The 18,963-nt window shown below is 61.9% G+C and carries 21 protein-coding genes; 13 read left to right on the top strand and 8 right to left on the bottom strand.

The genetic code is table 11. The annotated features are described in order from the left end of the window. Positions 1-4 precede the first annotated feature (4 nt). From rpsI to NKI16_RS27145, 3 genes are all read right to left on the bottom strand, one after another. Complete coding sequence (rpsI, locus tag NKI16_RS27135) at positions 5-487, bottom strand: 30S ribosomal protein S9 (protein WP_023674644.1); 483 nt, start codon at positions 485-487, stop codon at positions 5-7. A 1-nt stretch (position 488) separates the two neighbouring features. Next, positions 489-953, bottom strand: coding sequence for a 50S ribosomal protein L13 (gene rplM / locus NKI16_RS27140; protein WP_023674645.1), 465 nt, complete (start codon positions 951-953; stop codon positions 489-491). Between the two features lie 215 nt (positions 954-1,168). Next, on the bottom strand, positions 1,169-1,633 hold the full coding sequence (locus tag NKI16_RS27145; protein ID WP_352622804.1) for a PaaI family thioesterase: 465 nt from the start codon (positions 1,631-1,633) through the stop codon (positions 1,169-1,171). A 157-nt stretch (positions 1,634-1,790) separates the two neighbouring features. Between NKI16_RS27145 and NKI16_RS27150 the strand changes: the two genes are divergently transcribed. From NKI16_RS27150 to NKI16_RS27170, 5 genes are all read left to right on the top strand, one after another. Next, positions 1,791-2,612 (top strand): enoyl-CoA hydratase, encoded by an 822-nt coding sequence (locus NKI16_RS27150; RefSeq protein WP_352622803.1) that lies wholly within the window; start codon positions 1,791-1,793, stop codon positions 2,610-2,612. A 9-nt stretch (positions 2,613-2,621) separates the two neighbouring features. After that, entirely contained in the window at positions 2,622-3,044 is a 423-nt protein-coding gene (locus tag NKI16_RS27155) for a VOC family protein (RefSeq protein ID WP_352622802.1), read from the top strand. 74 nt (positions 3,045-3,118) lie between these two features. Next, positions 3,119-3,640 carry a CoA-binding protein gene (locus NKI16_RS27160; RefSeq protein ID WP_352622800.1) on the top strand — a complete coding sequence of 174 codons (522 nt, stop codon included), beginning with the start codon at positions 3,119-3,121 and terminating at the stop codon, positions 3,638-3,640. Between the two features lie 173 nt (positions 3,641-3,813). Further along, a complete protein-coding gene (locus tag NKI16_RS27165) occupies positions 3,814-5,094 on the top strand; it encodes an O-acetylhomoserine aminocarboxypropyltransferase (protein WP_352622799.1) in 1,281 nt (426 codons plus the stop codon). 5 nt (positions 5,095-5,099) lie between these two features. After that, positions 5,100-5,450 (top strand): cupin domain-containing protein, encoded by a 351-nt coding sequence (locus tag NKI16_RS27170; RefSeq protein WP_352622797.1) that lies wholly within the window; start codon positions 5,100-5,102, stop codon positions 5,448-5,450. Between the two features lie 22 nt (positions 5,451-5,472). Here the strand turns inward: NKI16_RS27170 and NKI16_RS27175 are convergent, their stop codons facing one another. After that, positions 5,473-6,720, bottom strand: coding sequence for a cytochrome P450 (locus NKI16_RS27175; protein WP_352622795.1), 1,248 nt, complete (start codon positions 6,718-6,720; stop codon positions 5,473-5,475). Positions 6,721-6,817: 97 nt separating this feature from the next. Between NKI16_RS27175 and NKI16_RS27180 the strand changes: the two genes are divergently transcribed. Further along, complete coding sequence (locus NKI16_RS27180) at positions 6,818-7,921, top strand: NAD(P)/FAD-dependent oxidoreductase (RefSeq protein ID WP_352622793.1); 1,104 nt, start codon at positions 6,818-6,820, stop codon at positions 7,919-7,921. Positions 7,922-7,924: 3 nt separating this feature from the next. On the opposite strand, the gene NKI16_RS27185 is transcribed toward NKI16_RS27180, so the two are convergent. Continuing rightward, complete coding sequence (locus NKI16_RS27185) at positions 7,925-8,515, bottom strand: hypothetical protein (RefSeq protein WP_023674654.1); 591 nt, start codon at positions 8,513-8,515, stop codon at positions 7,925-7,927. Between the two features lie 347 nt (positions 8,516-8,862). Here NKI16_RS27185 and NKI16_RS27190 point away from each other — a divergent pair, with 347 nt between their 5' ends. The 4 genes from NKI16_RS27190 to NKI16_RS27205 all read left to right on the top strand — a co-directional run bounded on the left by NKI16_RS27190 (position 8,863) and on the right by NKI16_RS27205 (position 14,232). Further along, positions 8,863-9,492 (top strand): ATP-dependent Clp protease proteolytic subunit, encoded by a 630-nt coding sequence (locus NKI16_RS27190; protein WP_023674655.1) that lies wholly within the window; start codon positions 8,863-8,865, stop codon positions 9,490-9,492. Positions 9,493-9,796: 304 nt separating this feature from the next. Continuing rightward, the gene (clpX, locus tag NKI16_RS27195; protein WP_006332719.1) at positions 9,797-11,071 is read left to right on the top strand and encodes an ATP-dependent Clp protease ATP-binding subunit ClpX; all 1,275 of its coding nucleotides are present in this window, start codon (positions 9,797-9,799) and stop codon (positions 11,069-11,071) included. 280 nt (positions 11,072-11,351) lie between these two features. Then, on the top strand, positions 11,352-13,763 hold the full coding sequence (gene lon / locus NKI16_RS27200; protein ID WP_023674656.1) for an endopeptidase La: 2,412 nt from the start codon (positions 11,352-11,354) through the stop codon (positions 13,761-13,763). 196 nt (positions 13,764-13,959) lie between these two features. Next, entirely contained in the window at positions 13,960-14,232 is a 273-nt protein-coding gene (locus tag NKI16_RS27205) for an HU family DNA-binding protein (RefSeq protein ID WP_023674657.1), read from the top strand. An 87-nt stretch (positions 14,233-14,319) separates the two neighbouring features. On the opposite strand, the gene NKI16_RS27210 is transcribed toward NKI16_RS27205, so the two are convergent. Beyond that, positions 14,320-15,342 carry an aldo/keto reductase gene (locus NKI16_RS27210; RefSeq protein WP_023674658.1) on the bottom strand — a complete coding sequence of 341 codons (1,023 nt, stop codon included), beginning with the start codon at positions 15,340-15,342 and terminating at the stop codon, positions 14,320-14,322. Between NKI16_RS27210 and NKI16_RS27215 the strand changes: the two genes are divergently transcribed. Genes NKI16_RS27215 through NKI16_RS27225 form a run of 3 tightly spaced genes read left to right on the top strand, consistent with a single transcriptional unit; the run spans position 15,333 to position 16,842 of the window. Continuing rightward, positions 15,333-15,530 (top strand): hypothetical protein, encoded by a 198-nt coding sequence (locus NKI16_RS27215; RefSeq protein ID WP_352590603.1) that lies wholly within the window; start codon positions 15,333-15,335, stop codon positions 15,528-15,530. The two genes, NKI16_RS27210 and NKI16_RS27215, sit on opposite strands and share 10 nt — an antisense overlap. Continuing rightward, positions 15,527-16,093 carry a 6-phospho-3-hexuloisomerase gene (gene hxlB / locus NKI16_RS27220; RefSeq protein WP_352622790.1) on the top strand — a complete coding sequence of 189 codons (567 nt, stop codon included), beginning with the start codon at positions 15,527-15,529 and terminating at the stop codon, positions 16,091-16,093. Before NKI16_RS27215 ends, hxlB begins: the two co-directional genes overlap by 4 nt. Before the next feature lie 5 nt (positions 16,094-16,098). Next, positions 16,099-16,842, top strand: a complete 744-nt coding sequence (locus NKI16_RS27225) for a creatininase family protein (protein WP_352622788.1) — start codon at positions 16,099-16,101, stop codon at positions 16,840-16,842. Positions 16,843-16,892: 50 nt separating this feature from the next. Here the strand turns inward: NKI16_RS27225 and NKI16_RS27230 are convergent, their stop codons facing one another. After that, positions 16,893-17,810: a carbohydrate ABC transporter permease gene (locus NKI16_RS27230; RefSeq protein ID WP_352622786.1), complete on the bottom strand. Its 918-nt coding sequence runs from the start codon at positions 17,808-17,810 to the stop codon at positions 16,893-16,895. A 13-nt stretch (positions 17,811-17,823) separates the two neighbouring features. After that, positions 17,824-18,945 (bottom strand): carbohydrate ABC transporter permease, encoded by a 1,122-nt coding sequence (locus tag NKI16_RS27235; protein WP_292654234.1) that lies wholly within the window; start codon positions 18,943-18,945, stop codon positions 17,824-17,826. Positions 18,946-18,963: the final 18 nt, after the last annotated feature.

An 18,963-nucleotide genomic window follows, 5' to 3' on the forward strand; every position in this document is an offset into this window, starting at 1 on the left:
GCGCTTAACGCTTGGAGAACTGGAAGCTCCGGCGGGCCTTTGCCTTGCCGTACTTCTTGCGCTCGACGACGCGGCTGTCGCGGGTCAGGAAGCCACCCTTCTTGAGCACGGCGCGCAGCGCCGGTTCGTAATAGGTCAGCGCCTTGGAGATGCCGTGGCGCACGGCACCGGCCTGGCCGGAGAGGCCGCCGCCGATGACGGTGGCAACGATGTCGTACTGGCCGGCGCGGTTGGCGGCGATGATCGGCTGGTTGAGGATCATCTGCAGCACCGGGCGCGCGAAATATTCGGCGAACACCTTGTCGTTGACGACGATCTTGCCGGAGCCGGGCTTCACCCAGACGCGGGCGATGGCGTTCTTGCGCTTGCCGGTGGCGTAGGCGCGGCCCGACTTATCGAGTTTCTGGACGTGGACGGGTGCGGCCGGCTGGGTGTTGGTATTGCCGGTGGCAGCTCCGAGTTCTGCGAGCGAGGAAAGCTCAGCCATCTTACGAAACCTTCTTGTTCTTGGCGTTCAGCTTGGCCACGTCGAGGACGACGGGCTGCTGGGCGACATGCGGATGTTCCGTGCCTGCATAGACGCGGAGGTTCTTCATCTGGCGACGGCCGAGCGGGCCACGCGGGATCATGCGTTCGACGGCCTTCTCGACGACACGTTCGGGAAAGCGGCCCTCGAGCAGCTGGCGCGCGGTGCGCTCCTTGACGCCGCCGGGGTGGCCGGTGTGCCAATAATAGACCTTGTCGGTGAACTTCTTGCCGGTGAACACCACTTTGTCGGCATTGATGACGATGACGTTGTCGCCGTCGTCGACGTGCGGGGTGAAGGTGGGCTTGTGCTTGCCGCGAAGATGATTGGCGATGACAGTGGCGAGACGGCCGACGACGAGACCCTCGGCGTCGATCAGCACCCACTTCTTCACCACATCCGCAGGCTTCTGCGAAAAGGTTGCCATGGATTGTTGCTTTCGGTTCGGACCTTCAAAAGAAGGCGTTTCTTGTTGCTTGGATTGGCGAAAGGCGCTTGCCCGCTGCCAATAACAAAACGGCGACCTTTGCGGGCCGCTGTTTCCGTGAGGGCTTATAGGAGAGGACGGCGACTGCGTCAAGGCGCGTGAAATGTCGGCGAGCTATCAAAATACAGCAAAAACAATGCTTTGGATGAAAGGTATTATTTTACCACACCATCAATCCGCTTTGGCGGGATCGAATAGGTGCCCGTTGCGTGCGCTACCGTGTGTCCCTCCGGGCCGGCGACGATGTCGATATCGAACACCATCAGGCTCTTGCCGAGCTTGAGGATGCGGCAATGGCCGTCGATCGGCCCGGCCTCGGCCTTGCGGACAAAATTGATGTTGAGACTGGTGGTGACCGAAAGCGCATCCGGTCCGGCATGCGAGAGCACGCAGACATAACCGCCTATGTCGGCCAGCGTGAACAGCGCCGAACCCGACACGGTGCCGCCGGGACGCAAATGGCGCTCGTCGGCGTTGAGCCGCACGATACAGCCGCCTGGAAACACCTCCAACGCCTCGTAGAAGGTGAACTGGTCGTTGAGCTGCGGGAAAATGGTCGCCATCAGCGCGTTGATTTCGGCAGCCGTCAGCACCGGCTTGAGATTGCTGTGGGCGGGCATTTCAGTCTCCCGGTTTGCGCCCTGCTTGTATGAACGCGACGTGGCGTTCCCGGCAACAGCCCATTCATTATGGCAGAAGCGGACGAGGGAGTTGGACGAAGGGGGACGGCATACTAGATTAGTCCATCATCGATCCGGAATCGCGGAGGAACGACCTATGGCCGAAATCGTCGCCATCAAGCCTGCCGTTGCCGAAGGGCCGGTCGTCTCCAGGCTGGACAACGGCGTGCTGCGCCTGACGCTCGCCAATCCGCCGGCCAACGCTCTTTCGCTTGCAGTGATGGCGGCGCTGATGGCGGAACTCGACCGCGCCAAGGCCGACAAATCCGTCCGCGTCATCATCCTTGGGGCGGCCGGCAAAGTGTTCTGCGCCGGGCACGACCTCAAGGAGTTGAGCACGCACCGCGCCGATGCCGATCGCGGCAGGGCCTTCTTCGAAAAGACGTTTTCCGCCTGCGCCGCGCTGATGCAGGCGATCGTTCGCCATCCTAAGCCGGTGATCGCCGAGATCGACGGCCTGGCGACGGCGGCCGGATTGCAGTTGGTCGCCAGCTGCGATCTCGCCATCGCCTCGCACGAGGCGACCTTCTGCACGCCTGGCGTCAATATCGGACTGTTCTGCTCGACGCCGATGGTGGCGCTGTCGCGCAACGTCTCGCGCAAACACGCCATGGAGATGCTTTTGACCGGCGAGACGATCGATGCGGCAACCGCCAAGGAATTCGGTTTGGTCAACCGCGTCGTGCCGCGCGAATATCTGAATCAGATTGTCACCAAATACGCGCAAACCATTGCGTCCAAATCGTCCCTGGTCGTCAAGATCGGCAAGGAAGCCTTTTATGAGCAGGCCGAGATGGGGCTCGCCGAGGCCTATGGTTACACCGGGCGCGTCATGGTCGAGAACATGCTGGCGCGCGATGCGGAAGAGGGCATCGGCGCTTTCATCGGCAAGCGCAAGCCGGAATGGCCGGAGGAATAGGAGGCGGATATGGAACCGCGCATCTCCATCATCACCATCGCCACCGACGATCTCGACCGTGCGACGCGCTTCTATGAGGCGATGGGCCTGACCCGCCATGCCGGGATCACCGACGGCGTTGCCTTCTTCCAGATGGGCGGCGCCATTCTTGGCTTGTTTCCGCGCCCAAGCGCCGAAGAGGATTCGGGCGTCAGCTTCTCGAAGGCGCCGTCGGCCGTCTACCTCGCCTACAACACCCGCTCCGACGCCGAGGTCGACGAAGTGCTTGCGGCGGCTGAGAAGGCCGGCGGCAAGATCGTCAAGCCGGCCGGGCGCGCCTTCTGGGGCGGCTGGTACGGCTATTTCGCCGATGCGGACGGGCACATCTGGGAAGTGGCGCACAATCCGGCTTTTCCGATCGCGGAAGACGGATCGATTTCGCTGCCCGGCTGACGGCTTTCCCTGGCCCATTGCAAGCCACTGACGCGGCAGTTGGCACCTCACTCCGAAGCGCTGTATGACGAGGCATGAACCACGACGCCTACGACAACGCCTATATCGCCGGCATCCTCAATTCGGTGAAGACCATCGCCATGGTCGGCGCGTCGGCCAATGACGTGCGGCCGAGCTATTTCGTGCTGAAATATCTGCTCGGCAAAGGGTTTTCGGTGTTCCCGATCAATCCCGGCCAGGCCGGCAAGGCGATTCTAGGCCAGATGACCTATGCCAGACTCGCCGACGTTCCAGGATCTGTCGACATGGTCGACGTCTTTCGCGCTTCCGCTGCCGTGCCCGGCATTGTCGACGAGGTGCTGCGGCTCGATCCGCTGCCGAAGGTCATCTGGATGCAGCTTGGCATACGCCATGACGAGGCGGCCGCGCGCGCCGAAGCCGCCGGCATCAAGGTGGTGATGAACCGTTGCCCCAAGATCGAATATGGCAAGCTGTCCGGCGAGATCGGCTGGACCGGCGTCAATTCCGGCGTGCTGTCGTCGAAGAAGCCCCTGATGCGGCCGGGGTTCCAGAGTTTCGGCGTTCGCCAGAAGTAGGTAATGAATAGTGAATGGTGAATAGAAGGATTTTTCTGGAAGGCCGGCAAGGCGGCATATGAGCCGCTTGCAATCAGGGTGGGGCTGGCCGACTTTGCCATTCACCATTCACCATTCACCATTCACCATTCACCATTCACCATTCACCATTCACCATTCAGGGAGGTTTTTCGATGGCCCGCACGCCCGGTTTCAACACGCTCGCCGTCCATGCCGGCGCCAAGCCGGATCCGGCGACCGGCGCGCGAGCGACGCCGATCTACCAGACGACCTCCTTCGTCTTCGACGATGCCGACCATGCCGCCTCGCTGTTCGGGCTGAAGGCGTTCGGCAACATCTACACCCGCATCATGAATCCGACTCAGGCGGTGCTGGAAGAGCGCATCGCGGCACTCGAAGGCGGCACGGCAGGCCTTGCCGTCGCCTCGGGTCATGCCGCGCAGGTGCTGGTCTTCCACAATCTGATGCAGCCCGGCGACAATTTCGTTTCAGCGACAAAGCTTTACGGCGGCTCGATTAACCAGTTTGGCCACGCCTTCAAGAATTTCGGCTGGCAGGTGCGCTGGGCCGACACCAATGATATCTCGACCTTCGAGAGCCAGATCGACGACAGGACCAAGGCAATCTTCATCGAGAGCCTGGCCAATCCGGGCGGCGTCTTCGTCGATATCGAGAAGATCGGCGACATTGCCCGCAAGCACGGCCTGCCGCTGATCGTCGACAACACGCTGGCCTCGCCCTATCTGCTGCGGCCGATCGAGCATGGCGCCGACATCGTCGTGCATTCGCTGACCAAGTTCATCGGCGGTCACGGCAACTCGATCGGCGGCGCCATTGTCGACGGCGGCACGTTCGATTGGTCGAAGTCGGGCAAATATCCGATGCTGTCGGAGCCGCGCCCCGAATATGGCGGCCTCGTCCTGCACGAGACCTTCGGCAATTTCGCCTTCGCCATCGCTGCTCGCGTCCTCGGCCTGCGCGACATCGGCGCGGCGATTTCGCCGTTCAACGCATTCCTTATCCTGACCGGTCTGGAAACCTTGCCGCTCAGGATGCAGCGCCACTGCGACAATGCGGCGGCGGTCGCCGGATGGCTTTCCAACCATCCCAAGGTCGCCTGGGTGTCCTATCCCGGCCTGCCCAGCGACAAGAACAATGCGCTGCAGAAGAAGTACTCGCCGCTTGGCGCCGGCGCGGTGTTCACTTTCGGGCTGAAGGGCGGCTATGCCGCGGGCATCAAGTTCGTCGAGGCGCTCGAGCTGTTCTCGCACCTGGCCAATGTCGGGGACACCAAGTCGCTGGTCATCCACCCGGCATCGACCACGCATCGCCAGCTTTCCGACGAGCAGAAGATCAACGCCGGGGCGGGGCCGGACACGGTCAGGCTTTCGGTCGGCATCGAGGACGTCAACGACATCATCGCCGATCTGGAACAGGCTCTCGCCAAGGTTTGATCGCCATGACCACGCCGAAATTTCTTTCCGTCGGCGTCGACACCGTCGAAGCCGAGCATGGCGCACCGGCGCCGGATCGCCTGATTTCAGGCGAACCGAAATTCCGCACCTGGAATGTCGAGGAACAGGCGGGTGGCCTTTATGCCGGCATCTGGGAAGCAACGCCGGGCAAATGGCGCATCGAATATGACGAATGGGAGTTCTGCCACATCCTGTCAGGGGTTTCGGTGATCGCCGAAGACGGCGGGAAGGCGCGCACTGTCAGGGCAGGCGACAGTTTCGTGCTGAGGCCGGGCTTTAAGGGCAGCTGGGAAGTGCTTGAAACGACTCGCAAGGAGTATGTGATCAAGCTTTGATCACCCCTGCCGGACCGAATGCTCAGAAGTGTACGGCGAGCGTTTCCAGGCCGTGGAAATGATAGGTGTCGCGGAAGCGCGGCTGTTCGGCAAGATGCAGCTGCGGTAGCCGGTCGAACAAGGTTTTCAGCGACACCTGCAGTTCGAGCCGGGCGAGCGGCGCGCCGATGCAGAAATGGATGCCGGCGCCGAACGATACGTTCTTCTGGTCGGCACGGTCCGGCCTGAAGGCGAGGGGCTCGGCAAACGCAGTAGGGTCGCGATTGGCCATGCCGAGCAACAGCCCGATCGTCTCGCCCGGCTGGACGATGATCCCCGGCCCGGCCTCGACCTCCTGATAGGCGTAGCGCGTGAACATGTGCAGCGGCGCGTCGAAGCGCAGGCACTCTTCGACCGTCGCGGCTGTTGCTTCCGGTGAGGCGAAGAAGCGGCGCGGGTCGCCGCCTTGCGCAAGGATCGAGCGCACCGCATTGCCGGTCTGGTGGACAGTTGCTTCATGGCCGGCATTGAGCAAAAGGATGGCCGAGGATACCAGCTCGTCCTCCGACAGTTTCTGGCCGTCCTCCTGTGCCGCAATCAGCAGCGACAGAAGATCCTCGCCCGGCCTCTTTCGCCGCTCGGCGACATAGCCGCGCAAAAAACTCGAAAAGTCGCGCGCGGCGCGATTGGCCGTGTCCTCCGTCTCGCGGGTGCGGCCATGCATGTACATGGCGACCATCCGATGCGACCAGTCGAGCAGCTGCGGCCCCATCTCGACCGGCACGCCGAGCATTTCGGCAATGATGGTGATCGGCAAGGGAGCGGCGAAAGCCGGCAGCAAGTCGACCCGGTCCGGTTCGAAACGGTCGATCAGTTCGTTGGCCAACGTCTCGACGCGCGGCCTGAGCCGCTCGACCTGGCGCGAGACGAAGGCGCGGTTGACCAGCGTTCTGAGCCGTGTGTGGACGGGCGGCTCCAACTCCAGCATCGAATTGGCCTCGACACCGTCGAAGGCGCTGAGATGCGTGCGGTCCTGGCCGATGCCCCGGCTGTCCGGAATGCCGGCCGGGTTCTGGCGGCCGAAGCGGCGATCGCGCAGCAGTCGGTTGACGTCGTCGAAGCCGCCAAAACACCAGAAACCAAATTCTTCCCAGAAGAAGGCGTTCGATGCGCCATGCAGGAAGGCGTAGGCTTCATATGGGTCCTGGAAAAAAGCCGGTTCGTGCGGATCGAGCCGCAGGCGGCGGGAGGCTGGATCAAAGGCAAGATAGGGCGGCTTCAATTCGGTCATGCCAGATCATTAGCGCGGCTTGCCAGTCTGGTGCCAGACCGTATGTTGGCCCTCCCGTGAGGTGAGCCGCCGAAGCGGTTGCGGAAGGACGGTTTTCATGAATGTGATCGTGGTCGGTGCAGGCATTGCCGGGCTTTCCACGGCCTGGTCGCTGGTCAAGGCCGGGCACCTCGTCTCGATCGTCGAGCAGGGACCGATCCCCAATCCGCTCGCCGCCTCCGGCGACCATCATCGCATCATCCGCCGCGCCTACCGGGCCGGAACGGGCTACGGCCGGCTGATCACCGAAGCCTATGAAGCCTGGGATGAGATGTGGGCCGATCTCGGTGAAAGCCATCTCGATCCGCGCGGCTTCATCTGCATTTCGCGCCAGCCGGGAGACGAGGCCGAGGAATACCGAGAAGGCATGGAAGCCGGGAACTACCCGTTCGAATTGTTCGAGCCGGATGCCGCGGTCGAACGCTGGCCGTTCCTAGAACCTGGTTCATTCCGCTATGCGTATTTTTCGCCGGACGGCGGCGCGCTGCACTGCCGCAAGATCGCTGCCGGCCTCGCCAGGTGGCTGAGCGCGAACGGCGCCAATGTCTATGAGAACAGCAAGGTGGTCGAGATCGACGCCGAGGCCGGGCATGTCGTGCTGGCGGGCGGCGAAACGATGCAGGCCGACCGGATCGTCGTCGCTGCCGGCGCCTGGGTGCTAAAACTGTTCCCGGAGCTGGATGGCGAGCTGAAAACCTGGCGCACCGCGCTCGCCTATGTCGAACCGCCGGCGGACCTGAAAGCGGTCTGGCAGGCAGCACCGGTCGTCCTCAACATCGGCGGCACTGTCGACGGCTACGCCATCCCGCCGACAGGCGGCGCCGGCATGAAATTCGGCTCGGGCCTGCACAGGGTGCCGACCAGCGATGCAGACTGGAACCGTCAGCCGGTGCCGGGCGAGGGCGAGGCGATCCGCAACCTGTTTTCACCGCCGATTGCCCATATCGAGGAGTATAAGGTCACCGAGGTGGTCACCTGCGCCTACACCTTCACCGCCGACGAGAAATTCCTGGCTCACCAGAAAGGCAGATGCCTGGTCGTCTCGGCCTGCTCCGGCCACGGCTACAAGTTCGGCGCGGCAGTCGGCAGAAGGGTTGCGGCCTACGTCGGCAACGGCGATGTCGACGGCCTGAAGAAATGGCTCAGGGCGGAGGTGGCCTGAGCGCTAATACTGGCAATGCCTCGGAATATGCACGCGGCGCCAGCTGGATGAGCCCTCCCTGACCACCACGCGGCGGGCCACTGTCTGATAGGACGCCGGAATGTCGATGATGCGCCGTTGCTCCGGCCGCACGAGAACCTCTTCGGCGACGCTCTCGTATTCGGCGGGGAGGACAACGCGCCGCCGGCGTTCCGGCTCAACCACGACGATCTCGGCCATGCGTTCATAGCGCGCCTTGTGCCTGACCTTGCACAGCACCTTGCGGCCATTGATGATGCGCCATTCCCAGGAATAGCCGCCGTCATTGACCCTCACGGACCGGTAGATGGTGCGGGTGATGGCGGGCACGGTCTCGTAGCTAACGCGCGCCGGCGCGATCTGCACCACGCGCTCACGCGTCCCGTAGATCGGCGCTTCATACTGCACCTGCTGGCCGGCTGGGCTGACGAGCACATCCTCGTAGACGGTGTCGTAGACGGCCGGCCGGTTAACCTGCTCGTAGCATTCGACCGAGCGTCCGCCGGCAGCCGTTTCGGACGCCATGCCGAGAACGCTGATGCCGGTAAGGGCCAAGGAAGCAACTTTCTTGATCATCGCACTCCCCCTGTTTGAACTGCGTGAAGCGAGTTCAACGTTGAATTGTAGGGTAAGCCGTGGCCGGAAAAAGCGGTTTCACCACTTTTCGTTAAGCGATGCGGTTAAGAAACTGCTAAACAACGGCCAAGCATGAGCGCCCCTTCCCACGGCAGGAGAGGGGCTGCCGGCACGGCGACAGGCGAAACTGGTTTGGAAACCTTGATTCGACTTAACCGGATGGCTAGGAGAGGCGGCCTTGCGCTAGGGTGAGCCGGCATCCTATTTACACAATAACGATCCAGAACCGATTCTGCCCGATTGCAAATCTCCGGCGCCGGAATCCCATCCTCAAAAAGGGATAGTCCATGAAGAACCCCGTCGAAACCTACATGAACCTCGTTCCGATGGTGGTCGAACAGACCAATCGCGGCGAGCGGGCCTACGACATTTTCTCGCGGCTCCTCAAGGAGCGCATCATTTTCATCACCGGCCCGGTCGAGGATGGCATGGCGACGCTGGTCTGCGCGCAGCTGCTGTTCCTCGAGGCGGAGAATCCGAAGAAGGAAATCAACCTCTATATCAACTCGCCCGGCGGCGTCGTCACCTCCGGCATGGCGATCTATGACACCATGCAGTTCATCAAGCCTGCCGTGTCGACGCTCTGCATCGGTCAGGCCGCCTCGATGGGCTCGCTGCTCTTGACGGCGGGCCACAAGGACATGCGCTTTGCCACGCCGAACGCCCGCATCATGGTCCACCAGCCTTCCGGCGGCTTCCAGGGCCAGGCTTCCGACATCGAGCGCCATGCCCAGGACATCATCAAGCTGAAGCGTCGCCTCAACGAGGTTTACGTCAAGCACACCGGCAAGAGCTACGATGAGATTGAAAAAACGCTCGACCGTGACCATTTCATGACTGCCGACGAGGCCAGGGATTTCGGCCTCATCGACAAGGTCATTTCGTCACGTGAGCCGGTCGAAGGTATTGCCTTATAGGCCCGCGGTGGCCCTGCGGTGGCAATGAGTGGCGGGATCACGCGCTTTTGGCGCAGCTTGCGGCATTTCGGCCACAATTGGCTGTTCCCTCGACGGGTGCAATTGCCTACGTTAAGGCTATGTTGATTTTCGACGGCTTAGCTTTGCGTGGGGTTGTTCGAATCATTGCCCCGTTTTCCGATTTGTGTTTCGTACGGAATGCGTTGCGGGAGCCGGGGCACTGGCGGCAGCGGATTCCCGCGATAGATTGAATATGCGCCCTTTCAACCAGACCATCGGCGGGCGGCCATGAAAGGACAGGAAAATGAGCAAGGTCGGCAACAACAGCGGTGATTCCAAGAACACGCTTTATTGCTCGTTTTGCGGCAAAAGCCAGCACGAAGTGCGCAAGCTGATCGCCGGGCCGACGGTGTTCATCTGCGACGAATGCGTCGAACTGTGCATGGACATCATCCGCGAGGAGAACAAGACCTCGATGGTGAAGTCGCGAGAGGGCGTGCCGACCCCACAGGAAATCCTCAAGGTTCTCGACGACTACGTCATCGGCCAGCCTTACGCCAAGCGCGTGCTGTCGGTGGCCGTCCACAACCACTACAAGCGCCTCGCCCATGCCGGCAAGAACAACGACGTCGAACTCGCGAAGTCTAACATCCTGCTGATCGGCCCGACCGGCTGCGGCAAGACGTTGCTGGCGCAGACGCTGGCCCGCATCATCGACGTCCCCTTCACCATGGCCGACGCGACGACGCTGACCGAGGCCGGCTATGTCGGCGAGGACGTCGAGAACATCATCCTGAAGCTGTTGCAGTCGGCCGACTACAATGTCGAGCGCGCCCAGCGCGGCATCGTCTATATCGACGAGATCGACAAGATCTCGCGCAAGTCGGACAATCCCTCGATCACCCGCGACGTCTCGGGCGAGGGCGTGCAGCAGGCACTTTTGAAGATCATGGAAGGCACTGTCGCCTCCGTGCCGCCGCAGGGCGGCAGGAAGCATCCGCAGCAGGAATTCCTGCAGGTCGACACCGCCAACATCCTGTTCATCTGCGGTGGCGCTTTCGCCGGCCTGGACAAGATCATCTCGGATCGCGGCAGGAAGACCTCGATCGGTTTCGGCGCCATCGTCGCTTCGCCCGAGGATCGCCGCACCGGCGATGTTTTCCGCCTGGTCGAGCCTGAGGATCTCTTGAAGTTCGGCCTCATTCCAGAGTTCGTCGGCCGTTTGCCTGTCCTGGCGACGCTGGAGGATCTCGACGAGCCGGCGCTGATCCAGATCCTGACCGAGCCGAAGAACGCGCTGGTCAAGCAGTATCAGCGGCTGTTCGAGATGGAGAATGTCGACCTGACCTTCCACGAGAACGCGCTGTCGGCGATCGCCAAGCGCGCCATCGAGCGCAAGACCGGCGCGCGCGGCCTTCGTTCGATCATGGAAGCGATCCTGCTCGACACCATGTTCGAGCTGCCGGCGCTGGAAGGCGTGCGCGAAGTCGTTATTTCGGAAGAGGTGGTGTCAGGCAACGCCAGGCCGCTCTACATCTATTCCGAGCAGAAGGAAAAGAAGGGCAACGTCAGCGCCTGACGTGAGCCGGCAATGGATTTTTCTGAAACGGCGCCGCAGGGCGCCGTTTTGCTGTCGCACACCGCGTACGGCGCCGCCTAATGGCTGCGGATTGGAGGGACGGACCGTGTTGACCCTTGATCTTTACCCCCTGTGCCTCCAACTAATGGCAGAAGGCCGTGGTGCCGAATTCTGTGCTGTAAAACTCCCGTCACAAACGGTGGTAGGCGGAACGATCCCCGGTCGTTAATATGAGATTCGCGGTTGGCCGATTGGCGGCCGCGACATGAAAGGTTGGACAATGGCCAAATTATCCAAGGCTCCCAGCGACGGGGTCTTCGCAGTCCTCCCACTGCGCGACATCGTGGTGTTCCCGCACATGATCGTTCCGCTCTTCGTCGGGCGTGAAAAGTCGATCAAGGCGCTGGAAGAAGTGATGGGTCAGGAAAAGCAGATCCTGCTTGCGACCCAGATGAATGCCGCCGACGACGATCCGGAGCCCGATGCCATCTTTGACATCGGCACGCTCGCCAATGTGCTGCAATTGCTGAAACTGCCGGACGGCACCGTGAAGGTGCTGGTCGAAGGCGCCTCGCGCGCGAAAATCGTCGCGTTCACCGACCGTCCCGACTTCCATGAAGCCCGTGCTGCGGCGCTGGTCGAACCGGAGGAGGAAGAGGTCGAGGTCGAGGCGCTGGCCCGTTCCGTCGTCACCGACTTCGAGAACTACGTCAAGCTGAACAAGAAGATCTCGCCCGAAGTGGTGGGTGCCGCCAGCCAGATCGACGACTATTCCAAGCTCGCCGACACGGTCGCTTCGCATCTTGCCATCAAGATCCCCGAGAAGCAGGAGATGCTCGCCACGCTGTCCGTCAAGGAACGGCTGGAGAAGGCGATGGGCTTCATGGAAGCCGAAATCTCGGTGCTCCAGGTTGAGAAGCGTATCCGCTCGCGCGTCAAGCGCCAGATGGAGAAGACGCAGCGCGAATACTACCTCAACGAGCAGATGAAGGCGATCCAGAAGGAGCTCGGCGAGGGCGAGGACGGCCGCGACGAGGCCGCCGAGATCGAGGCGCGCATCAAGAAGACCAAGCTCTCCAAGGAGGCCCGCGAAAAGGCGGAAGCCGAACTGAAGAAGCTGCGGACGATGTCGCCGATGTCGGCTGAATCGACCGTCGTGCGCAACTATCTCGACTGGCTGCTGTCGATCCCGTGGGGCAGGAACTCCAAGGTCAAGCAGGATCTGGCCTTTGCCCAGAACGTGCTCGATACCGATCATTTCGGCCTCGACAAGGTCAAGGACCGCATCGTCGAATACCTCGCCGTGCAGAGCCGCCAGAAGAAGCTGAAGGGGCCGATCCTGTGCCTCGTCGGACCTCCCGGCGTCGGCAAGACCTCGCTCGGCAAGTCGATCGCCAAGGCGACCGGCCGTGAGTTCATCCGCATGGCGCTGGGCGGCGTGCGCGACGAGGCCGAGATCCGTGGTCACCGCCGCACCTATATCGGCTCGATGCCCGGCAAGGTCATCCAGTCGATGAAGAAGGCGAAGAAATCCAACCCGCTCTTCCTGCTCGACGAGATCGACAAGATGGGCCAGGATTTCCGCGGCGATCCGTCATCGGCTTTGCTCGAGGTGCTCGATCCCGAGCAGAACTCGACGTTCATGGACCATTACCTCGAGGTCGAATACGACCTGTCGAGCGTGATGTTCGTGACGACGGCGAACACGCTGAACATCCCTGCGCCCTTGATGGACCGCATGGAGATCATCCGTATCGCCGGTTACACCGAGGACGAGAAGATCGAAATCGCCAAGCGTCACCTGATGCCCAAGGTGATCCGCGACCACGCGTTGCAGCCGAAGGAGTTCTCCGTCGGCGAGGACGCGATCCGCGGCATCATCCAGACCTACACCCGTGAAGCGGGCGTCAGGAGCCTGGAGCGCGAGCTGATGAAGCTCGGGCGCAAGGCGGTGACCGAGATCCTGAAGACGAAGAAGAAGACGATCAACATCACGGCGGACAATCTTGCCGATTATCTTGGTGTTCCGCGCTTCCGCTTCGGCCAGGTCGAGAGCGACGATCAGGTCGGCGTGGTCACCGGGCTCGCCTGGACGGAAGTCGGTGGCGAGCTGTTGACGGTGGAAGGTGTCATGATGCCCGGCAAGGGCCGCATGACCGTGACCGGCAATCTGCGCGACGTTATGAAGGAATCGATTTCGGCGGCGGCGTCCTATGTCCGCTCGCGGGCCATCGATTTCGGCGTCGAGCCGCCGCTGTTCGACAAGCGCGATATCCACGTCCACGTGCCGGAAGGCGCAACGCCCAAGGACGGACCGTCGGCTGGCGTGGCGATGGCGACGGCGATCGTCTCGGTGCTGACCGGAATCCCGGTCAAGGCCGATGTGGCGATGACCGGCGAGATCACGCTGCGCGGCAGGGTGCTGCCGATCGGCGGCCTCAAGGAGAAGCTGCTTGCCGCACTTCGCGGCGGCATCAAGAAGGTACTGATCCCGGAAGAGAACGCCAAGGATCTGGCGGAGATTCCGGAGAACGTGAAGAGCGGCATGGAGATCATTCCGGTCTCACGGGTTGGCGAAGTGTTGCGCCATGCGCTGGTGCGCATGCCGGAACCGATCCAGTGGGTTGAACCCGTCAATGCGCCGGCCGTGGTCGATGTCGGGGACGAAGCTGGTAAATCGCTGGCGCATTAGCTCTTGCTAAAGTTGCAATGCACAAAGAGAGAGCCGGGCCTTGAGCCCGGCTTTTTCATGTGAAGAACCCCGGATTTCCGGGCTTTTTTCAACTTTCGTGGCGCTTTTCGACTTGGTTGCCGGAGCGCTTCTTTCTAAAGTCCGTTTCCTGCCGGATGAGTCGAGTGTTCCGGTTTTCTCATGGAAGGGAATTTTTATGAACAAGAACGAACTGGTGTCCGCTGTCGCCGATGCCGCGAGTATTTCGAAGGGTGACGCGCAGTCGGCGGTTGATGCGGTGTTTTCCGTCATCACCGGCGAACTGAAAAAGGGCGGCGATGTCCGGCTTGTCGGCTTCGGAAATTTCACCGTGTCACAACGCGCCGCGTCGACCGGCCGCAATCCGCAGACCGGTGCGGAAGTGAAGATCCCGGCGCGCACCGTGCCGAAGTTCTCGGCCGGCAAGGGCCTCAAGGACGCGGTCAACTAAGCGCCTCCTTAAGTCTTTCAGAGAAAAGAAAAGCCGGTATATCCGGTTTTTCTTTTCTGTGCCCGCAGCGTCGTTGGAAAGGCGGCACTATGCCGTCGGCGCGTCAGTGCGCATCAAGCCTTCCTTCTTGAGATCGGCCCACAGCGCCGATGGCGGTTTCGCGTCGAGCAGCGAGCGATTGCTTTCGACTTCGCCCGGCCGCTGGCCGCCGGGGATTACCGAGACGACGGAAGGATGCAGCAGCGGGAACTGCAGCGCCGCCTCGATCAGGCGCACGCCGTGGCGCTTGCAGACGGCCTCGATGCGGGTGACGCGGTCGATGATGTCCTGCGGCGCCTCCGAATAGTTGTAGTAGGCGCCGGGCTTCGGCCCGGTTGCCAGGATGCCGGAATTGTACGGCCCGCCGAGAACGATGCCGATGCCGCGTTGCTGGCATAGCGGCAGGAAAGACTGCAGCGCTTCCTGCTCCAGCAGCGTGTAACGCCCGGCAAGCAGGAACAGATCGAAATCGCCGCGCTCGGCCAGCGTCTGGGCAACCGGCCACTCGTTGATGCCGCCGCCGAACGCCTTGATCACGCCCTGGTCGCGCAATGCCAGCAATCCGTAATAGCCGGAGCTCATGAATTCCTGGATGCGCTGGTCCGAGGCTTCCTTGCTGCCATGGGTGAAGATGTCGACATCGTGCACGAAGAGGATGTCGATGCGGTCGACGCCGAGCCGTTCCAGCGAGGCTTCGAAGGAGCGCATGACGCCGTCATAGCTGTAATCGTAGACCTCGCGGCGCGATGGGGTGTCGAAGAATTTGCCGATGCCGGTGCGCTGTTCCGGCGGGCAGGCGCGCATGATGCGCCCGACTTTGCTGGACAGCACGTAGTCGTCACGCTTCTTCGAACGCAGGAACGGATTGAGCCGCGTTTCGGCAAGGCCCAGCCCATAGAGCGGCGCGGTGTCGTAGTAGCGGCAGCCGACCCGCCATGCCGCCTCCAGCGTAGCATTGGCATTCTCATCGGATACGGCGCGATAAAGATTGCCGAGCGGCGCAGTGCCGAAGCCGAGCTCGGTGAAGGTGATGCCGCCATTGCCGATGCGGTCGAAATGCCGTGTCTTCATATGCTGCCGTTTCCTCATTTGCGATTTGCCGTGACACTATCACGGCTGTGGCGCATCAAAAGCACTGCGTGTCGTTGGACACCGATTTTCGCGGTGATAGCATGAGTGAAAACAAGCTGTTCGGGGCAGATGTGACTGAGATATTCAAATGGTTCTCCGGCACCGGCAAGCTGGTGCAAATGTCATGACGGCTGCCGGCGAAAACCTGTTTGGGATTGCGCTGAACGAGCTTGGCACTGTGCTGGAGCGCATCGACGAAAGCCGCATCGACGCCGCTTGCGCCATCCTGGCTGGAGCGAAAAAGATCGTCACCTATGGCTGCGGCCGCGAGGCGCTGCAGGTCAAGGGTTTTGCCATGCGGCTCTACCATCTCGGTCTGCCGGTGTCGGTCGTCGGCGACATGACCACGCCGCCGCTGGGCGAGGCCGATGTCTTCCTCGCAAGTTCCGGCCCGGGTGAGACGTCGACCGTGCTGACCTTGTTGCAGGTCGCGCGCGAGGCCGGTGCCACAGTCCTGCTGCTCACCGCGCAAGCCGACAGCACTGCCGCGAAGCTGGCCGACTTCACACTGCTTATCCCGGCTCAGACCATGGCCGACGACCAGGACCCTGAAAAGACATCCGTCCTGCCGATGGGCTCGGTTTTCGAAGGCGCGCTGTTCGTCCTCTTCGAAGTGATGGTGCTGAAGCTCAGGGATCTGACCGGCGTCTCGCCGGGAGCGATGCGCGCCCGCCACACCAATATGGAGTAGGTGTCATGCGCTACGAATTGATGCTGCCGCACCAGATCCGCAAGGCGATCGCCGAGAACCGGCCGGTCGTGTTGCCGCTCGGTGTGCTCGAATATCACGGCGAGCACATGGCCGTCGGAATGGACACGCTGGCGGTGGTCAAGAGCCTGGAACTGTTCGAAAAAGAAGCAGAGATCGTCATTCTGCCGCCCTTCTATTACGGCGCGGCGAGCTATGCGGTTGCAGCACCGGAAGGCAGTGGTTCGGTGCAGGTCGGCGGCAATGTGCTGGCGCCATTTGCGGAAGAACTGTTCTACAGCCTGCTGCGCATCGGCTTCCGCAACATCCACGCCATCATTCACCACCAGACCGAAAATTTTGCCGCCGGCATGCCGACCGATCTCGCCTTCAAGGCCGCCGGCCGGCAGGCGATCTTCCGCTTCCTGGAGAAAGAACGTGGCGAAGGCTGGTGGGGCTCTCCGGCGATGGCCGACTATTATGCCGAGCACGACGAGGGCAGCAATTTCTTCAACTGGGTGCAAGTGCATCCGCTGATGCCGGCTTCAATGCACAGCCGGTACCCGTTCGACCATGCCGGCACCGGCGAGACGTCATTGATGCTGGCGCTGTGCCCGGAAGCGGTGGATGCCGGCCGCTTCGCCGACAACACCGGCTGGTACACGGCAAGTGCGCCCGAAGCCTCGGCGGAATTGGGGCAAAAAGGGGTGGCCATGATCCTCGAGCATTTGCGGGCAACACTTTCGGGTTAGCGCGCTTTTCCCTTCTCCCGCAACAAGGGGAGAAGGGAGAGCCGGCGCAGTTATTTCACCGCGCCCGCTGTCATGCCCATGATTAGGTAACGCTCGAGCGCGATGCCGATGACGGCGAGCGGTGTGATGGCGGCGGTGGCAAGCGCTGCCATCGACCACCAGTTGATGCCTTGTGAGCCGGTCTGGCTGGCCACCATGACAGGAATGGTCTTTGCGTCGGTCGAGGTCAAAAGCGCGGCGAAGAAATACTCGTTCCAGCACAGCACCATCGCCAGGATGAAGGCGGCGACCATGCCCGGCAGCGCGATCGGCATGACGATGCGCAAGAAGGCGCCCCAGATCGACAGGCCGTCGACGAGTGCTGCCTCCTCCAACTCCACCGGGATGGAGTTGAACTGGTCGCGCATGATCCAGATGACGATCGGCAGCACCATCAGCGTGTAGAGCAGGATCAGCCCGACGCGTGTGTCGAGCAGGCCGACTTCGCGGTAAAGCACGAGGAAGGGCAGGGCCAAAACCACCGGCGGCAGGATCAGCTGCGACAGGAAGAAGAAGGAAATATCCTCGTTCCTGAACCAGGCGAACTTGTAACGATAGCGGGTCAGCCCATAGGCGGCGAGGCTGCCGATGACGATGGCGAGGGTCGAGGCGCCGACCGAGGTAATAACCGAATTCATGAAGCGCTTGATAAACTCGTCGCGAACCGTCGACGTCCGAAAGATCGAGTCCGGAGACAGGCCGAGCGACCGCCAGCCTTTCCAGTCGGGCTGGAAGTCGACGAACGGGATCAGATGGCCCTGGGTGACGTCGACCGCAGTCTTGAACGAAGTGGTAATCGTCCAATAGATCGGGAACAGACAGATGAAAGCCCAAAAGATGAGGGCGCCGTAGATGAAGACGCGGTTGGCGAAGAACGCCGCCGGCGAGCGGATTTCGGAGGCGGCAAAGTCGGTGGTTTGAACGCTCATCTCGCCGGCCCGATCAGTTGACGTTGCGCACGAAGCGGCTGGCGAATTTCAGCAGCCAGGTCACGAACACGATGATGATGATCAAATAGGCCATCGCCAGCATCGTGCCGTAGCCGACGTTCGAGCGGTCGCGATATTCGCGGTAGATGAAACTGGACACCGAATCGGTCGCGCCGCCCGGGCCGCCGGAGGTGACGGTGATGATGATGTCGGCGAGCTTCAGCTTGAAGATGATGCGCAGGATGACCGCTGTCACCGACACCGGCAGCATCAACGGGAAGGTGACCTGCCAGAAGGTCTGCCAGGCAGTCGCGCCATCGACACGCGCTGCCTCGAGCACCTCGCGCGACATCGCCTGCAGGCCGGCGAGCAGCATGATCATCATGAATGGGATGAACGTCCACGCGTCGAGCACCATGATCGAGATGCGGGCGGTGATCGGGTTTGAGAAGAAGGCCGGGTTTTCCCAGCCGAGATGGCGCGCCAGCGTCGCGGCGGGCCCGAAGCGGTATTCCATCAGCGACTTGCCGATCATCCACGACACCGCCACCGGCGACAGCATCAGCGGCATGAGAAACACGACGCGGAAGAATTTTCGCGCCCGGATCTGCGCGTTGAGCAGCAGCGCCAGGCCGAAGGCGATGACATATTCGACGAACACCGCCAGCACGTAGAGCACCATGTTGAACAGCGCGTTGCGATAATAGGCGTCGTTCAGCATCTGCCAGAAATTGTCGAGCCCGTTGAACTGCCGTCCGCTGAAGGAACTGAGGTTCCAGTCGGTCAGCGCGATGTAGAAGCCGAACAGCGTCGGGAAGATCACCATGGCTATGGTGAACAGCAGCGCCGGCAGCAGGAACAGCGCGCGCTGGCCGTCCTCGCCGCGCGTCAGCACCTGGCCGATGCCGAGTGCGACACCCCACAGCACATAGGCGTAGACCACCGGCCGCCAGGTTTCGAAGCCGATAGCATCGACATCGCTCTTGTAAAGGATTTGCAGTGCGATCACCGCCAGAAGGCCGAGCGTCGCAGCAGCCATCAGAGCCCAGCCAAGCCGTTTGCGGCTCCGCGGTATCAGGTCGGATGGCACGGCGCCTGCCGGCCATTCACTTGTCGACAAAGTCTGGTCAGCCAGGGTCCGGTCAGCCACGCG

The organism is Mesorhizobium sp. M0698, from assembly GCF_040320455.1.
GTDB lineage: Bacteria > Pseudomonadota > Alphaproteobacteria > Rhizobiales > Rhizobiaceae > Mesorhizobium.

Coding starts and splice junctions, on each gene's coding strand:
- rpsI (WP_023674644.1), bottom strand. CDS start 487: ATGGCTGAGCTTTCCTCGCTCGCAGAACTCGGAGCTGCCACCGGCAAT.
- rplM (WP_023674645.1), bottom strand. CDS start 953: ATGGCAACCTTTTCGCAGAAGCCTGCGGATGTGGTGAAGAAGTGGGTG.
- NKI16_RS27145 (WP_352622804.1), bottom strand. CDS start 1,633: ATGCCCGCCCACAGCAATCTCAAGCCGGTGCTGACGGCTGCCGAAATC.
- NKI16_RS27150 (WP_352622803.1), top strand. CDS start 1,791: ATGGCCGAAATCGTCGCCATCAAGCCTGCCGTTGCCGAAGGGCCGGTC.
- NKI16_RS27155 (WP_352622802.1), top strand. CDS start 2,622: ATGGAACCGCGCATCTCCATCATCACCATCGCCACCGACGATCTCGAC.
- NKI16_RS27160 (WP_352622800.1), top strand. CDS start 3,119: ATGAACCACGACGCCTACGACAACGCCTATATCGCCGGCATCCTCAAT.
- NKI16_RS27165 (WP_352622799.1), top strand. CDS start 3,814: ATGGCCCGCACGCCCGGTTTCAACACGCTCGCCGTCCATGCCGGCGCC.
- NKI16_RS27170 (WP_352622797.1), top strand. CDS start 5,100: ATGACCACGCCGAAATTTCTTTCCGTCGGCGTCGACACCGTCGAAGCC.
- NKI16_RS27175 (WP_352622795.1), bottom strand. CDS start 6,720: ATGACCGAATTGAAGCCGCCCTATCTTGCCTTTGATCCAGCCTCCCGC.
- NKI16_RS27180 (WP_352622793.1), top strand. CDS start 6,818: ATGAATGTGATCGTGGTCGGTGCAGGCATTGCCGGGCTTTCCACGGCC.
- NKI16_RS27185 (WP_023674654.1), bottom strand. CDS start 8,515: ATGATCAAGAAAGTTGCTTCCTTGGCCCTTACCGGCATCAGCGTTCTC.
- NKI16_RS27190 (WP_023674655.1), top strand. CDS start 8,863: ATGAAGAACCCCGTCGAAACCTACATGAACCTCGTTCCGATGGTGGTC.
- clpX (WP_006332719.1), top strand. CDS start 9,797: ATGAGCAAGGTCGGCAACAACAGCGGTGATTCCAAGAACACGCTTTAT.
- lon (WP_023674656.1), top strand. CDS start 11,352: ATGGCCAAATTATCCAAGGCTCCCAGCGACGGGGTCTTCGCAGTCCTC.
- NKI16_RS27205 (WP_023674657.1), top strand. CDS start 13,960: ATGAACAAGAACGAACTGGTGTCCGCTGTCGCCGATGCCGCGAGTATT.
- NKI16_RS27210 (WP_023674658.1), bottom strand. CDS start 15,342: ATGAAGACACGGCATTTCGACCGCATCGGCAATGGCGGCATCACCTTC.
- hxlB (WP_352622790.1), top strand. CDS start 15,527: ATGACGGCTGCCGGCGAAAACCTGTTTGGGATTGCGCTGAACGAGCTT.
- NKI16_RS27225 (WP_352622788.1), top strand. CDS start 16,099: ATGCGCTACGAATTGATGCTGCCGCACCAGATCCGCAAGGCGATCGCC.
- NKI16_RS27230 (WP_352622786.1), bottom strand. CDS start 17,810: ATGAGCGTTCAAACCACCGACTTTGCCGCCTCCGAAATCCGCTCGCCG.